The sequence below is a fragment of the Streptomyces sp. NPDC057682 genome (assembly GCF_042799575.1).
Classification (GTDB): domain Bacteria; phylum Actinomycetota; class Actinomycetes; order Streptomycetales; family Streptomycetaceae; genus Streptomyces.
This window is the reverse complement of record NZ_JBHVIN010000010.1, coordinates 306271-321222: the sequence shown is the minus strand read 5'-3', so window position 1 is coordinate 321222 and position 14952 is coordinate 306271. Positions and strand designations below refer to the sequence as shown.

The following is a 14952-nucleotide window of genomic DNA, read 5'->3' as shown; positions in this document are numbered from 1 at the left end:
CCAGGGCTTTGGACGGCGTGCCTACTGTGCTTGTGTGCGTGCCCCGTGGAGCGCCCTTCGAGGAGATGAGTGATGGCCGTCGAGACTGAGACCGCCGATGTCGTCATCGTCGGCGGCGGCCCGGTGGGGCTGCTGCTCGCGTGCGAGCTGGGGATGGCGGGGGTGCGTCCGGTCGTTCTGGAGCGGCTGCCCGAGCCCAGTACGGAGATCAAGGCCAACGGTCTGATCGGCCAGGTGGTCCGCTTCCTCGACCACCGGGGGCTGTCGGAGCGGTTCGAGGGGGTGTCCGGGGCGCCCGGGACGGTGCCGGGGTATCTCTTCGGCGCGCTGCCGCTGGATCTCTCGGTGCTGGAGACCAATCCGCTCACGGTCCTTCCGGCGACGCAGCAGCGCATCGAGCAGGTGCTGCGGGGCCGTGCCGAGGAGCTGGGCGTGGAGATACGCCGGGGCCACGAGGTGACCGGTCTGCGCCAGGACGAGGAGCGGGTGACCGCCGAGGTGCGGGGCGCGGACGGCGCGTACGAGCTGCGGGCCCGGTATCTGGTCGGCTGCGACGGCGGGAAGAGCACCGTCCGCAAGCGGGCGGGGATCGTGTTCGCCGGGGACCCGGGGCACGATCTGGTCTCGCGGGCCGCGTACGCCACCGTGCCCGCCTCGGTGCTGGTTCCGGGGACCGGTGAGCTGGAGGTGCCCGGAGTCGGCCGGATCAGTCCGGTGTTCACGTTCACCCGCACCCGGAACGGCATCTTCGCCTTCGCCGCGCTGCCGGACGGCAACCATCGTCTGCTGACCCTGGAGTGGGGTGCGCCGCCGGAGGGCGACGACGCCCCGATGACGCTGGGCGACATGCGGGACAGTGTGGCCCGGGTGCTGGGGACGGAGGTGCCGCTGGACGAGCCGTCCGGGCCGGGGCCGCACATGCTGCGGCGGCTCGTCGGCCGCAACACGCGGCTGGCGGAGCGGTACCGCAGCGGGCGGGTGTTCGTCGCCGGGGACGCCGCGCACGTCCACTCCGCGGTGGGCGGTCCGGGGCTCAACCTCGGTCTCCAGGACGCCGCGAACCTGGGCTGGAAGCTGGCCGCCGAGGTCCGGGGCTGGGCGCCCGAGGGTCTGCTGGACAGCTACCACACCGAGCGGCACGCGGCCGGGCTGCGGGTCTTCATGCACACCCAGGCCCAGACGGCGCTGATGACGCCGGGGCCCGAAGTGACCGCGCTGCGCGAGCTGTTCGGCGAGCTGCTGCACTCCCCCGACAACATCCGCCACCTCGCCTCCCTGCTCGCCGGCGACGACGTGCGCTACCCCGCGACCGGGGACCATCCGCTGGCCGGCCGCTTCGCCCCGGATCTGGCACTGGGGACGGGGGCGGGTCCCGCGCGGCTCGCCGGTCTGATGCGGTCGGGGCGGCCGGTCCTGCTGGACCTGGGCGCGGAGCCGCGGCTGACGGAGGTGGCGGCGGGCTGGAAGGACCGGGTCGACGTCGTCGCCGCCCGGTGCACGCGGCCGCCGTCGCGGGCGCTGCTGGTGCGGCCCGACGGGTACGTCGCCTGGGCGGCCGCCGACGGTGAGTCGTGCGAGGAGGCCCGCGCGGGGCTGGGACGCGCCCTGGAGGCGTCGTTCGGGCGCCCCGGTGGTGACGACGGCGCGGCAGGATAGACACCGGCGGCGCTCCGGCGGCGCACGTCGGGCTCGATGGTGACGGCAGGGCCTGATCCGGCCTGATCCGAACGAAAGGCCCCGGGGGCATCGACGTGCGCGCACGCGGCATCAACTACGACACCGGGTTCCTTCCCGGGGACCAGTTCACCCGTACGTCCTTCCGTCCGGACGTGGTCCGGCGCGAGATGGCGGTGATCGCGGACGAGCTGCACTGCGATGTGGTGCGGGTGTCGGGGCGGGAGCCGGAGCGGCTGGAGCTGGCGGCCCGGTGCGCGGCGGACGCGGGTCTGGAGGTGTGGTTCGCGCCGTTCCCCGTCGATCTGCCGGCCGGGGCCCTGCTGCCGTTCTTCGCGGACTGTGCGCGGCGGGCCGAGGGCGTGCGGAGCGCGGGTGCCGAGGTGGTGTTCGTGACGGGCTGTGAGATCAGCGTGTTCTGCGGCGGTTTCTTCCCCGGGAACACCTTCGGCCACCGCATCCACACGATGGCGTCCGATCCGCAGTGGTGGTCGTCGCTGGACCGGGTGTCCGAGCGGGTGAACACCCTTCTGGCCGAGGCGGCGGCGACCGTGCGGGCGCGTTTCGGCGGGCGGCTCACGTATGCCTCGGGTCCGTGGGAGGCGGTGGACTGGGAGCCGTTCGATCTCGTGGGCACGGACGCCTACCGCGCGGCGCACAACGCCGGTACGTTCCGTACGCACCTGCGGGAGTTCTTCCGCCACGGCAAGCCCGTCGCCGTCACCGAGTTCGGCACGTGCGCCTACCGGGGCGCGGGGGATCTCGGGGGGATGGCGTGGAACCTGCCGCCGGGCGGGGTGGTGCCGGACGAGGACGAGCAGGTCCGCTATCTCGACGAGCTGCTGACGGTCTTCGAGGAGGAGGGCGTGGACACCGCGCTCTGGTTCTCCTTCGCCGGCTACGACCGGCCCGGCGAGGCCGATCCGACGTCGTACGGTGTGGTCCGGATGCTCGACGCGGTCCGCTGGGAGCCGAAGCGGGTCTTCCACGCGATGGCGGAGCGGTACGGGCGCGGCTGACGGTCCGGTTGCCGGCCCGCGCGGTGGCCGCGACGGTCCGAGTCCACGACGGCCCGAGGCCGCGACGGTCCGGTGACCGGAACGGGCCGGGAGGGTGCGGGCCTGGTGCGTCAAGCGTGCGCCGGGCATGTCTGGTTCTTGTCCCGGTCCCCCGCTCCGCGCGGCCCACCGCGCGCCCCGCTGAAATACCGTCGGGCGCGTGACTGATGACGCGGCGGACACGGATGTCCTGGTAGTCGGGTACGGCCCTGTGGGGCAGGTTCTGTCGATCCTGCTCGCCCAGCGCGGCTGGCGGGTGACCGTGGTGGAGAAGTATCTGGAGCCCTACAACCTGCCCCGGGCGGTCTCCTTCGACCGTCACGTCGGCCGGATCCTCGGCACGATCGGTGTGGCGGACGCGCTCTTCCCGGTCAGCGAGCCGACCAAGGACTACGTGGTCGTCAACGGCGACGGCCAGACGCTGATGCACTTCGAGCTGAACCAGGACGACCGCTACCGCTGGCCGGAGGCGACCTCGTTCTACCAGCCGGGCCTGGAGTCCGCGCTGGTCGGGCGCGGCGACGAACTGCCGTCGCTCACGGTGCTGCGCGGCTACGAGGCCGTCGGGCTGACCGAGAAGGACGACTCCGTCCATCTGACGGTGCGCTCGGCGGACGGGGAGCGGACGCTGACGGCGCGGTGGCTGGTGGGCTGCGACGGCGCGAACAGCTTCGTGCGCGACCACGCGGGCTTCGCCGTCTCGGCGTCCGACTACGCGGCCGACTGGATGGCGTGCGACGTGATGCCGCACGACCCCGAGCAGTTCCCCTCGCAGAACGTCCAGGTCGCCGATCCGGCGCAGCCCCGGGTCGATCTGTCGGCCGGGCCCTCCCACAGCCGCTGGGAGTTCATCCGCATGCCCGGTCAGTCCTTCGAGGACTTCGACACGGTGGAGAACGCCTGGCGGCTGCTGACGCACTTCGGGATCGACCGGAGCAACGCGACGCTCCAGCGGTACGTCGCTTACACCTGTCTGGCCCGCAACACCGACCGGTGGCGCTCCGAGGGCCCCGGCCGGGTCTTCATCGCCGGTGACGCCGCGCATGTGATGCCGCCGCACGCGGGGCAGGGCATGTGCACGGGGATCCGGGACGTGGCGAACCTGGCGTGGAAGCTGGATCTGGTGCTGTCGGGGGCGGCCGGTGAGGACCTCCTGGACTCGTACGAGGCCGAGCGGCGGCCCGACGCGCAGCGGACCATCGACATGTCGGTGAACCTCGCGCAGCTGATCGGCATCGTCGATCCGGCGGTGGCGGGGTACCGGGACAGTGCCCTGCTGGCGGTGCGCGGTTCCGACGAGGCGCCGTCGCGCGATCCGGAGGCGTTCGCGCGCCCCGGTGAGGAGGCGCTGCGCGAGGGGCTGTTCCGGGACGGTGCGGAGGCCGGGCTGTTCGCGGGGGCGGACAGCCGGATCGTGCCGCAGGCCCGGACGGGCGGGGGCGGCGGGGAGCTGTGCGGGGGCGCGTTCGTGCTGCTGTGCGCGCAGGACCCGGCGGAGCTGGTGGATCCGGTGCTGGCGGACCGGCTGGGGGCGCTGGGCGGTTCGGTCGTCCATGTGACGCCGGAGGTCGACATCGACGGCACGTACGCGGAGTGGCTGCGGGACGAGGTGGGGGCGCCGGTGGCGCTGGTCCGCCCGGACTTCCATGTGTACGGGGCGGCCCGGACCCGGGCCGGGACCGACGCGCTGCTGAACGGGCTGCTGGCGGAGCTGCCGGCCCGGAAGTGACGGTGCGTCACCCGTCCCGCTGTCCACGTCCCGCACGTCCGCCACGCTGATCACCGAGCGTCGCACGAGTCCCGCACTACCGGCACTGCATCAGTATCCAGCCACCGGCTCCTAGGCTGCTGAGCGCTCACCGATACACACAAATCGGGGAAGGTGTGGCGGACATGTTCCATGCGGAGACCAGCACCAGGAACGATTTTCCCCTGACGGCCGGGGACGAGTCCGTCCCCGCGCGAAGACCGCTCCACGCCGTCGCCGACGTGCGGGAATCGACACCGTCCCTGTTCACGTCGGAGATCCGGAGCGACGAGTACAGCGATGTGGTGCTCTCGCTGTACGAACGGTCGGGGGTGGGGCTCGCGATACTCGATCCGACGCTGCGGGTGCGGTCCGTCAACAGTGCGTTCAGCACGCAGTGCGGCCGCTATCCGGACGATATCCGCGAGCGGAGTTTCGCGGAGTTCCTGCATCCGAGCGTGCGCCAGCACGTGCTGCGCCAGTTCGGCCGGCTCGTCCAGGAGCACCACGCGCCCGTGATCAGCCGGTCCATCGCGATGTGGTTCCACGACACCGCGGTCTCCGGCAAGCTCGCGGCGTTCCCGGTGCGGGACGAGAGCGGCCGGGTCAAGATGATCATGGCGCAGTTCACTCCGGAGGAGCCGGCCGACGACCGGCAGGAGCTGGTCGGCTCGCAGCGCAAGCTGACGGCGCTCACCGCGAAGGTCCTGGAGGGGGTGGCGGCCGGCGATCCGACCGTACGGCTGGCGGCCAAGCTCTTCCTCAGCCGGCAGGGCGTCGAGTACCACGTGAGCATCCTGCTGCGGCAGTTCAAGGTGCCCAACCGCACCGCGCTGGCGGCGAAGGCCTACTCGATGGGCATGTTCAGCATCGGCTGCTGGCCGCCGAAGATCCTTCCCGAGTACATCCGCCCCGACCGCCAGGGCGCCGAACGCACCCGGGGCGCCCGCCAGGACGGCGGCTGACCCGGAGCCCGCCCCCGCAACGGCCCCGGGGGCGGCCCACAATCCGGCTCAGCGGCGCGCGGCCACCTTCTCCACGTAGTCCGCCGCGAGCACCGGCCCGTCCACGGCGCGCATCGCCCGGCTCAGCGAGCCGACCCGGTCGCGGATGCCCGTGTCGGCCGCGATCCGGTCCACCTCGGCGCGGATCCGCTCCCCGGTCGCCTCGGCCCGCGGCACGTGGACGCCGAGCCCCAGCTCCCGGATCCGGTCGGCGACGAGCCGCTGCTCGGGCATGTGGGGCACGGCGACGACCGGCGTCCCGAAGTACATCGACTCCATGACGCTGTTCATCCCGGCGTGCGACACGAACGCGTCGGCGTGCTCCAGGACGGCCAGCTGCGGCACCCAGCGGTGCAGCCGGACGTTGTCCGGGACCGGGGGCAGGTCGTCGCGGTCGGCCAGGTCGCCGGCCGAGACGACGACGTTCCAGTCGCTGCCGTCGAAGGCCTCCGCCCAGGTGCGCAGCGTGTCCTGCTGGTGGTCGAAGCTGAAGCTGCCGAGGGAGACCAGGAGCAGCGGCCGGCCGTCGCCGGGCGGCTGCCAGGCGGGGTCCTCGCCGCGGTCGCCGAGGCAGGCGCCGACGAAGGCGAAGCTGTCGTCGAAGGTCTCCTCGGCGGGCTGGAAGCGCCGGGGCAGGAAGACCAGGTTGGCGTCGTCGGCCGCCGCGTTGAACTCCTCCAGCGTGACGTCGCCGAGGCCGTGGTCGCCGAGCAGCTTGCCCTGTTTGACGAAGAAGTCGACGAGCGCGGGGTGTTCCCGGTCGATCTCGTCCGCGTAGAGCGCGCCGATCCGCTGGGTCAGCGAGTAGTGCTCGTTGGAGGCGAAGGTCGCGAACAGTTCGATCGCGGGGCGCCGCCATTTGCGGGCCAGGACCCGTCCGGCGGCGAAGGTGCTGACGTCGTAGAGCAGCACGTCGGGGATGTCGTCGCCGAAGCCGGCCTCGTAGAGCGGGACGGTCGCGATGGCCTCGTCGATCGAGCGGACCGGCTCGCGCACCATGTAGTCGGCGTCCACCCGGTCGGGCAGCTTGCGGGAGGCCAGCCACGACTCGTACTCCAGCACGGTCGCCCCGGCCGCGGCGGCCAGCGGCGCGAAGCGCGCGTTGGTCGCGAAGGTGACGCGATGACCGCGGCGCACCAGCTCCGAGACGACGGGAAGCGTCGTGTTGATGTGTCCGAACGCGGGGAACGGCAGAAACGCCACATGGTACGAGGACATGCCCAGCAGCTTGCCAGCGGCGGCACTCCCGGCTCCCCCGTGCCCGGCCAACACTGGGCCTTTCACCAGTCCGTTGCTGCAGTTCGCCGTGGAGTTCGGGAGAACACCTGGTGTCCTGCCGACGGTGTGGTTCCGTGCGCGCGCGCCGTGCTCCCGTGGGTCCGACGACCCGTTCGCGAGGAGAGAGCGAGATGCCGTGATCCACCCTGCAGATTACGCCGGTCCACGGGAATCCCACCGGCACGAGCGCAGCCCCGGACTGGAGGTCTTCTCACGCGGATGGCCCGACCAGGCCCCCGACACGGTCTGCGGCTGGGGCTCCAGCGAGCCGCACACCCAGCTGGTCCGCAAGGGCCTGCGCACCATCATCGAGACGTACGGCGTGCGGACGCTCAACGACGCCGGCTGCGGCGACCTGGCGTGGATGAGCACGATGGACCTCGACGGCGTCGACTACATCGGCTACGACGTCCACGAGCGGGCCACCTGGCCCGAGCTGCGGCAGCGGGGCTACCGGCTGGAGGTCGTCGACATCACGTCGACGGTGCTGCGCCGGGCCGATCTGCTGATCTGCCGCGATGTGTTCATCCATCTGCCCAACGACATGATCCTGCCCGCGCTGGAGCGGTTCCGCGGCTCCTGCCGCTATCTGCTCACCACGAGCTATGCCAGCGAGCCCGTCACCGAGCAGGGCGCGTTCTCCAACGGGGCGCGGATGGCGGAGCCGAGCCTGCGGCACGCCAAGCTCGATCTGACACTGCCTCCGTTCGGTCTGGGGCAGCCGCTGGACCTCATCCCGGAGAACTCCCCCAACAAGTACCTCGGCCTCTGGGACCTGACCCGCTAGCCGCTCCGCCGAAGGAACAGGAATCATGGCAAGCCCTCTGGAACTCGCCCATTCGCCGTGCCCCAACGACACGTTCGCCTTCCACGCGTGGACGGCCGGACTGCTGCCCGGGGCGCCCCCCGTCGACCTCACCGTCGCCGATATCGACGTCACCAACGGGATGGCGGCACGGGGCGAGCTGGACGTACTGAAGATCTCCTACGCGGCGCTGCCGTATGTGCTGGACCGGTACGCGCTGCTGCCGTGCGGCGGCGCGCTCGGCCACGGCTGCGGGCCGCTGCTGCTCACCCGTACGGCCTGCGCGCCCGGTGATCTCGCCGGGCGCGTCGTCGCGATCCCGACCGAGCGGTCCACCGCCTTCCTGCTGTTCCGGCTCTGGGTCGAACAGGCCCTGCCGGGGCGGGAGATACGCACGGTGGTGATGCCGTTCGACCGGATCATGCCGGCCGTCCGGGACGGTGAGGTGGACGCGGGCCTGGTCATCCACGAGGCCCGTTTCACGTTCCACACGTACGGGCTGCACCGTCTCGTCGATCTCGGCGAGGCGTGGGAGGAGCGGACCGGGCTGCCCATTCCGCTCGGGGCGATCGTGGCCCGGCGCGCTCTGGGGGCCGAGCGGCTCGCGGAACTGGCCACGACAGTCCGCGCCTCCGTCCGGCACGCCTGGGCGGATCCGGAGGCGTCGCGGGAGCATGTGCGCTCCCACGCTCAGGAGCTCGCGCCCGAGGTGCAGAAGCAGCACATCGAGCTGTACGTGAACGAGTACACCGAGGAACTCGGCTCGGGCGGGCTGGCCGCGGTCCGCGCCCTTCTGGAGCGGGCGGCGGAGGCGGGTGCCGTTCCGGCGCTCCCGCCCGGCGCGCTGGAGCCGGTGCCCTTCGCCCGGTGAGGCGGGGGCGGCCCCGGGCGTGTGGTGAAAGTCCCGCCTGCTCGGCGACGCCTGGCACGCGCGCTCGCCGCGTTGTCGGGATCACCCCGATACATCCAGTATCGGGGCGACCCTCCGCCTTGCGATCGCACGCACCGGACGCCGCCGAGCCCGCCCTACGGGCGGACGGCGCTACTTTCACCACACGCCCTGGCGTGCCCAGGACCGCTCCCGTCAGGGTGCCGCGTGGCCCTGGGCCGCCGCGGTGGTGCGGGCGGCCATGACGGCCTCCAGGCGGTCGGCGACGGCTCCGGCCCCGGGGGCCGTGCGCACGTGCCGGCTGAGCGCTTCGACGCGGCGGCGTATCGCGGGGTCTGCGGCGATGGCTTCGACGGCGGCGCGCAGGGTCTCCCCGTCGAGGTCGGCGGGGTCCAGGGAGCGGCCCAGGCCGAGGTCGACGACCTGCCGCGCGGTGGCGTTCTGGTCCTGCTGCTGCGGCACCACGACGGCCGGGACCCCCTGGTGGAAGGCCTCCATCAGACTTCCGGTGCCGCCCTGGCAGACGAACGCGGTGGCGTGCGCGAGGACCTTGAGGTGCGGGATCCAGGAGCGGGCCTCGACGTTGGGCGGCAGGGGCCCGAGGTCCGCCGGGTCGGTGCCGCGGCCGAGCGTCATGACGACGTGCCAGGGGGTGCCGGCGAAGGCCTCGGCGCAGCGCCGGAAGAAGTCGGGGCGGCGGTTGGCGGAGGTGCCGAGCGAGACGAGCAGCAGGGGCGGGTCGCCGGCCGGGGGTTCCCAGGCCCCGTCGAAGTCCGCCGTGCGCAGACAGGGGCCGGCGAACAGGTAGTCGTCGCCGAAGGTGTCGCCCTTCATCTGGAACTCCCGGACGACGAACGAGAGGTTGAGCACGGCGTCGTCGCCGTCGGCGGGGCGGTCGGCGAACAGCGGGGCGACACCGGCCGCCTCGACGCGCGCGGTGAGTTCGGCGGCCAGATCGCGCAGCCGGGGGTCGTCGGGGTCGACGGGGGCGCGTGAGGGGTCGTCCTCGGTGCCGTTCTGCGGCACCTGCGCGTTGGCGCCGAATCCGGCGTAGGTCCGGACGAGGGGGACCCCGTGGCGCCGGCTGACGGCGGCGGCCGTGTCGGAGGCGAGGGCGTCGTGCACGACCAGGTCGGGCGGGTCGGCGGCCGCCGCGCCCAGGGCGGCTTCCAGCGGGGCGAAGCTCTCCCGGAGGAAGGCCAGGAGCATCGTCGTCGCGCTCTCCTCGGAGGTGATGGTCTGCGGGAAGTCCGAGGCGTACGTGACGACGCGGGCCCCGGTGTCCGCGACGGTGGCGGCGTAGCGCTCGGAGACGACGTAGGTGACGCGGTGGCCGCGGCGCACCAGTTCCTCGGTCATGCCGAGGGTGGCCTTGAGGTGCCCGTAGGCGGGGAATCCCAGCCAGAGCACATGGCGTCCGCTCCGCCCGGGGGCGGTGGGGTCAGCCGGGGACATGGCTCCTCCTGGTCCCGGCCGGTTCGGGCCGGGCGGGTGCGGGTGCGCCGGCCCGGTCCAGGACCGTGGCGAGCACGGTGGCCTGGCGGACGGCGTCGGCGGCGTGCGGGGCGCGGGCGGCGGGGTCGGCGCAGGCCTCGGCGAAGGCGGTGACCGCGCGCAGGAACTGGTCGGCGGCGGGCACGGTGATGTCCTCGGTGTGCTCGCCGCGGCGCAGGCGCAGCAGGGTGGGCCGGCCGGGGGGCGGGGTGAACGCCCAGTCGACCTCGACGCGTCCTTCGCTGCCCCAGAGCGCGTAGGTGTTGCGGTAGGCGTGGTCCAGGCCGAAGTCGCACTGGGCGGTGAGGCCGGTGTCGTCGGCGAGGAGGACGGAGCCGGACATGTCGCAGCCGCCGTCCTCGTCGTACCCGAGGCGGGCGCCGAGGACGTCGAGGCCGTCGCCGAGGAAGAGCTGGGCGGCGCGCAGCGGGTAGCAGCCGGTCTCGCGGAGCGCGCCGCCGGCCAGCGGGACGCTGTAGCGGATGAGCGCGGGATCGGCCCTGGGGATGCCGAAGGAGGCGGTGAGGACGCGGGGGGTGCCGAGGGCGCCCTCGGCGACGAGGTCGCGCACGCGCTGGTGCTGGGGGTGGTGGAGGAAGGCGAAGTTCTCCATGAAGGCGAGGCCGCGTTCCCGGGCGAGCCGGGCCAGGTGCTGGGCGGCCGCGGTGCTCACGGTGAGGGACTTCTCCACGAGGACGTGCTTGCCGGCCCGCAGGGCCGCCTCCGCCCAGGCTTCGTGCAGGGCGTTGGGCAGGGGGATGTAGACGGCGGCGATGTCGTCGCGGGCCAGGAGCCGTTCGTAGCCGGTGACCGCTTCGCAGCCGAAGCGGTCGGCGAAGGCGCGGGCCTTGTCGGGGGTGCGGCTGGCGACCGCGACGAGCCGCAGCCGGGGGCAGCCGAGCAGGGCCGGGATCGTGCGGCGCCAGGCGATGTCGGCGGCGCCGAGGACGGCGATGCCGGTCGGTTCGGTGTCAGACACGGCGCCTCCCGCGGGCCGTGTCCGGGACGCGGGCGGTCGCGGTGGTGCGGGGCGGTGGCTGCATGGTGTCCCTCTTCTCGCTGGCTGCGGTGCGTGGGCGCGGCCGGCCCGGGGCGGCCCCGGGCCGGGCGCGCTCAGTGGTGCTTGCCGACGAACTCGCGGATGGAGGCGACCATGTAGTCGGTCATCTCGGCGGTGATGCCCGGGTACACGCCGATCCAGAAGGTCCGTTCCATGATGATGTCGCTGTTCTCCAGTCCGCCGCTGACCCGGTGCTCGACATCGAGGTAGGCGGGGTGGCGGACCAGGTTCCCGGCGAAGAGCAGCCGGGTGCCGATGCGGCGGGCGTTGAGGAACTCGACGAGTTCGGCGCGGCGGAACGGGGCGTCCTCGGTGAGGGTGAGGACGAACGCGAACCAGCTGGGGTCGCTGCCGGGGGTGGCCTCGGGCAGCAGCAGCCCGGGAACCCCTTCGAGTCCGTCGCGCAGCCGCTGCCAGTTGCGCTTGCGGGCGGCCGTGAAGTCGTCGACCTTGCCGAGCTGGCTGAGGCCCAGCGCGGCCTGGAGGTCGGTCGACTTCAGGTTGTACCCGATGTGGGAGAAAATGTACTTGTGGTCGTAGCCGTGCGGCAGTTCGCCCATCTGGTACGTGAAGCGCTTGAGGCACTTGTTGTCCTCGCCCGGCTCGCACCAGCAGTCGCGCCCCCAGTCGCGCATCGACTCGGTGATCCGGGCCAGTTCCACGCTGTTGGAGAGAACGCAGCCGCCTTCGCCCATGGCGAGGTGGTGAGCCGGGTAGAAGCTCACGGTGGCGTAGTCGCCGAAGGTGCCGGTCTTGCGGCCCTGGTACGTCGACATGAGGGCGTCGCAGTTGTCCTCGACGAGGAACAGGTCCCGGTCCGCGGCGAGTTGGGCTATCTCGGTCGCCTGGAAGGGGTTGCCGAGGGTGTGCGCCATCATGATGGCCTTGGTGCGCGGGCCGATGGCGGCCTCGACCCGTTCCAGCGTGGTGTTGTACGTGCCGAGGTCGACGTCGACGAAGACGGGGACCAGCCCGCACTGGATGATCGGGTTGACGGTGGTGGGCCAGCCGGCGGCGACGGTGATGACCTCGTCGCCGGGGCGCAGCCTGCGGTCCTCCAGCTCGGGCACGGTGAGCGAGGCGAGCGCCAACAGGTTGGCGGAGGAGCCGGAGTTGGTCAGATGGGCCTTGCGGACACCGACCGCCTTGGCGAACTTCCGCTCGAAGCGCAGGGCGGTGGCACCGGAGGCGATGCGCAGGCCCAGCGCGTGCTCCACGAGCGCGGCGCGGTCGTCCTCGTCGAGGACCGCGCCGGCCGGGAGGATGGGGGTGACGCCCGGGACGAACTCCTGCCCGGAGGTGTCCTGGTCCCGGTGGTATTTGCGGGTCAGCTCGATGATGGACCGCGCGTCGGCGTCCGTCATGGATGCCCTCCTCGTCCGCTGTGGTGGTCGTGTGGTGGTCTGGTGCGGTGGCCTGGTACGGGTACGGGTACGTGGACGCTGTCCCACAGGGCGTGCAGGGCGTCCGTGACGGTGCGGGCCGGGGCCCAGCCGAGGGCGCGGCGTGCCAGCGCGATGTCCAGGGGGCGTTCGCCGGCGCCGGCGTCGCGGCGGTCGGCGGACGCGGGGACGCGCAGGACCGCCGGGGCGGGCACGTCGGCCGCGGCGATCCGGATCAGCGCGTCGACCGCGTCGCTCACCGGGACGAGCGTGCCCGAGCCGATGTTGACGACGGGGGGCGGGGAGCCGGCGCGCGCCGCGCACAGCACGGCGTCGGCGACGTCGCGGATGTCGACGATCTCGCGGCGTACGCCGTCCAGGGGCGGCAGGCGCACCTCGTCGGGGCGGGCGGCGAGCTGCCGGGCGAGTCCGCCGAGCAGTCCGGCGGCGGGGGCGTGCGGGCCGATCGCGATGGGGATCCGGAACACGGTGGCGTCGATCCGTCCCCGCGCGACGGCGCGGACGACGGCCTCGGTGGCGGCGAGTTTGGTCTGCGCGTACCGGCCGGCGGGGCGGGGCGTCAGGGTCTCGGCGAGTGCCGCGTCGGGGTGGGCGCCGTACTCGTAGACCGTGCCGATGTGGACGAGCCGGACGGCTCCGGGCAGGGCGGCCACGGCGTCGACGAGGTGTTCGACGAGGGTGGTGTTGCTGGCGGTGAGCTGTTCGTCGGTGACGTTCCACAGGGCGCCCGCGGCGTTGACGACCAGGTCGGGGCGCAGGTCGGCGAGGGCTGCGGCGAGGTCCGCGGGGGTGCCGCGGTTGAGGTCCAGGGCCACCGGGCGGCAGCCTTCGGGCAGGCCGCGGCCGGTACGGGAGACGGCGGCCACCGGCCGCCCGGCGTCGCGCAGCGCGGCGCACACATTGCGGCCGACGAAGCCGCCGGCGCCGAGCACCACGGCGGCCGGCCGGCCGGCGGAACCCACTGGGTCCATCGTCGAGTCCCCGGAATTCTCTGGTCCGTTGGAGCGACGGCCCGGCCGGGCGGTCGCCTGTGCCGCCACTATCCACGCGCCGCCGGGATGCACACACCCGTGGCGGTGCCATGCACCCAAACTCTGGGTGTTTCCCCCGATGACCGGTCCGGGTCCGCCGCGCGCGCGACGGCCGGACGACTCTGGGGAGGGCCCTGATCCTCGCCGCTCCCAGGAGTCCGCCGTGCGCGTGCTGTTCGTGACGATTCCCGAGAAGTCCCATCTCTTCTGCATGACGCCGATCGCGTGGGCGATGCGGGCCGCCGGTCACGAGGTCCGGGTGGCCAGCTGCGAGGAACTGGTCGACGTGATCGCCCGGACCGGTATGACGGCCGTGGCGGCGGGCCGCAACGACGGCATCAGCGCGGCGATGACGTCGAACCGCCAGTCCCAGGAGGAGTGGGAGGCGGCCAGCTGGAACGAGCTGGATCCGGCGAAGCTCAGTTACGAGGACGAGCTGGAACGCGCCCAGATGGCCACGTACGGCAGCGCGATGTACAACGAGCCGATGATCGACGAACTGGTGGACTTCGCCCGCTCGTGGCGGCCGGACCTGGTGGTCTGGGACCCGCTCACGTACGCCGGTCCGCTGGTGGCCGGTGTGGTGGGGGCCGCGCATGTGCGGTCGCTGTGCTTCGCCGACGTGTGGGTGATGAAGCGCCGGCTGTTCCGGGATCTGGCGGCGGGGGTGCCCGAGGACAAGCGCCGGGATCCGCTGGCCGAGTGGCTGGGCGGCCGGGCGGAGGAGTTCGGGGGGGCGTTCACCGAGGAGTTCACGACCGGTCAGCTCACCCTGGACCCGTTGCCCGAGAGCCTGGCGCTGGACACGGGAGCCCTGCGGACGCCGGTGCGGTTCGTGCCGTACAACGGGCCCGCGGTCGTCCCGGACTGGCTGCGCACCCCGCCGGAGCGGCCCCGGGTCTGCATGAGCCTGGGCGCCTCCAACACCGAACGCTACGGCGGCGACTACGTGCCCAAGGGGCAGATCCTGGAGGCGCTGGCCGAGCTGGACGCCGAGGTGGTCGCCGCGCTGCTGCCCACCCAGATCGAGGAGCTGGGCCCGGTGCCCGGCAATGTGCGCGTGGTGCAGTCGGTGCCGCTGCACGCCCTGCTGCCGAGCTGTTCGCTGCTGATCCACCACGGAGGTTTCGGCAGCTACGCGAACGCCCTCGTGTACGGCGTCCCACAGCTCACCGTGACCACTCCGGTCGCCGACCAGCTGTACCGGGGCGCCGGTCTGGAGGAGCAGGGCGCCGGTCTCCTCCTGCCGCACGACCGGGCGGTGCCGGAGGCGGTCGTGGAGAAGGTGTCCCGGATCCTGTCCGACGCCTCGTTCACGGACCACGCCGCCCGGCTGCGCGACGAGGCGCTGGCGCACCCGTCGCCGTCCGAGGTGGTCCCGGTCCTGGAACGGCTGACGGAGGAGCGCCGCGCGGCCCCTTGGCGGGCGTGAGGACCGTGGCGGTCCTGCTCCCCCGCTGATTGCCGGGGCCTTCGGCCCCCTCCGGTCATGTCCCCGACCGGAGGGGG

Annotated in this window: 12 protein-coding genes; 7 read left to right on the top strand and 5 right to left on the bottom strand. The window is 72.9% G+C overall.

Translation table 11 applies throughout. The features are described 5' to 3' along the window. The first annotated feature begins 72 nt into the window (after nucleotides 1–72). The 4 genes from ACFVDM_RS20555 (at nucleotide 73) to ACFVDM_RS20540 (ending at nucleotide 5444) form a co-directional block, all read left to right on the top strand. The gene (locus ACFVDM_RS20555; protein WP_383641628.1) at nucleotides 73–1656 is read left to right on the top strand and encodes an FAD-dependent monooxygenase; all 1584 of its coding nucleotides are present in this window, start codon (nucleotides 73–75) and stop codon (nucleotides 1654–1656) included. A 95-nt stretch (nucleotides 1657–1751) separates the two neighbouring features. Beyond that, nucleotides 1752–2693: a hypothetical protein gene (locus ACFVDM_RS20550; RefSeq protein ID WP_383641624.1), complete on the top strand. Its 942-nt coding sequence runs from the start codon at nucleotides 1752–1754 to the stop codon at nucleotides 2691–2693. A 199-nt stretch (nucleotides 2694–2892) separates the two neighbouring features. Beyond that, nucleotides 2893–4461, top strand: a complete 1569-nt coding sequence (locus ACFVDM_RS20545; RefSeq protein WP_383641621.1) for a bifunctional 3-(3-hydroxy-phenyl)propionate/3-hydroxycinnamic acid hydroxylase — start codon at nucleotides 2893–2895, stop codon at nucleotides 4459–4461. Between the two features lie 164 nt (nucleotides 4462–4625). Continuing rightward, nucleotides 4626–5444: a helix-turn-helix transcriptional regulator gene (locus tag ACFVDM_RS20540; RefSeq protein WP_383641618.1), complete on the top strand. Its 819-nt coding sequence runs from the start codon at nucleotides 4626–4628 to the stop codon at nucleotides 5442–5444. Between the two features lie 48 nt (nucleotides 5445–5492). Here ACFVDM_RS20540 and ACFVDM_RS20535 read toward each other — a convergent pair whose 3' ends face one another. Beyond that, complete coding sequence (locus ACFVDM_RS20535) at nucleotides 5493–6701, bottom strand: macrolide family glycosyltransferase (RefSeq protein ID WP_383641614.1); 1209 nt, start codon at nucleotides 6699–6701, stop codon at nucleotides 5493–5495. A gap of 196 nt (nucleotides 6702–6897) precedes the next feature. On the opposite strand from ACFVDM_RS20535, the gene ACFVDM_RS20530 reads away from it, so the two are divergent. Both ACFVDM_RS20530 and ACFVDM_RS20525 read left to right on the top strand, forming a co-directional pair. Beyond that, entirely contained in the window at nucleotides 6898–7548 is a 651-nt protein-coding gene (locus ACFVDM_RS20530) for a class I SAM-dependent methyltransferase (protein WP_383641611.1), read from the top strand. A 25-nt stretch (nucleotides 7549–7573) separates the two neighbouring features. After that, on the top strand, nucleotides 7574–8437 hold the full coding sequence (locus ACFVDM_RS20525; RefSeq protein ID WP_383641608.1) for a menaquinone biosynthesis family protein: 864 nt from the start codon (nucleotides 7574–7576) through the stop codon (nucleotides 8435–8437). Between the two features lie 213 nt (nucleotides 8438–8650). On the opposite strand, the gene ACFVDM_RS20520 is transcribed toward ACFVDM_RS20525, so the two are convergent. From ACFVDM_RS20520 to ACFVDM_RS20505, 4 genes are all read right to left on the bottom strand, one after another. Then, nucleotides 8651–9910 carry a macrolide family glycosyltransferase gene (locus ACFVDM_RS20520; RefSeq protein ID WP_383641605.1) on the bottom strand — a complete coding sequence of 420 codons (1260 nt, stop codon included), beginning with the start codon at nucleotides 9908–9910 and terminating at the stop codon, nucleotides 8651–8653. Beyond that, the gene (locus ACFVDM_RS20515; RefSeq protein WP_383641602.1) at nucleotides 9897–10928 is read right to left on the bottom strand and encodes a Gfo/Idh/MocA family protein; all 1032 of its coding nucleotides are present in this window, start codon (nucleotides 10926–10928) and stop codon (nucleotides 9897–9899) included. The genes ACFVDM_RS20520 and ACFVDM_RS20515 overlap by 14 nt, the downstream gene beginning before the upstream one ends. Nucleotides 10929–11062: 134 nt before the next feature. Continuing rightward, nucleotides 11063–12373 (bottom strand): lipopolysaccharide biosynthesis protein RfbH, encoded by a 1311-nt coding sequence (rfbH, locus tag ACFVDM_RS20510; RefSeq protein WP_383641599.1) that lies wholly within the window; start codon nucleotides 12371–12373, stop codon nucleotides 11063–11065. Then, complete coding sequence (locus ACFVDM_RS20505; RefSeq protein ID WP_383641597.1) at nucleotides 12370–13383, bottom strand: NAD-dependent epimerase/dehydratase family protein; 1014 nt, start codon at nucleotides 13381–13383, stop codon at nucleotides 12370–12372. Before ACFVDM_RS20505 ends, rfbH begins: the two co-directional genes overlap by 4 nt. 223 nt (nucleotides 13384–13606) lie before the next feature. Between ACFVDM_RS20505 and ACFVDM_RS20500 the strand changes: the two genes are divergently transcribed. Next, on the top strand, nucleotides 13607–14875 hold the full coding sequence (locus ACFVDM_RS20500) for an activator-dependent family glycosyltransferase (RefSeq protein ID WP_383641594.1): 1269 nt from the start codon (nucleotides 13607–13609) through the stop codon (nucleotides 14873–14875). Nucleotides 14876–14952: the final 77 nt, after the last annotated feature.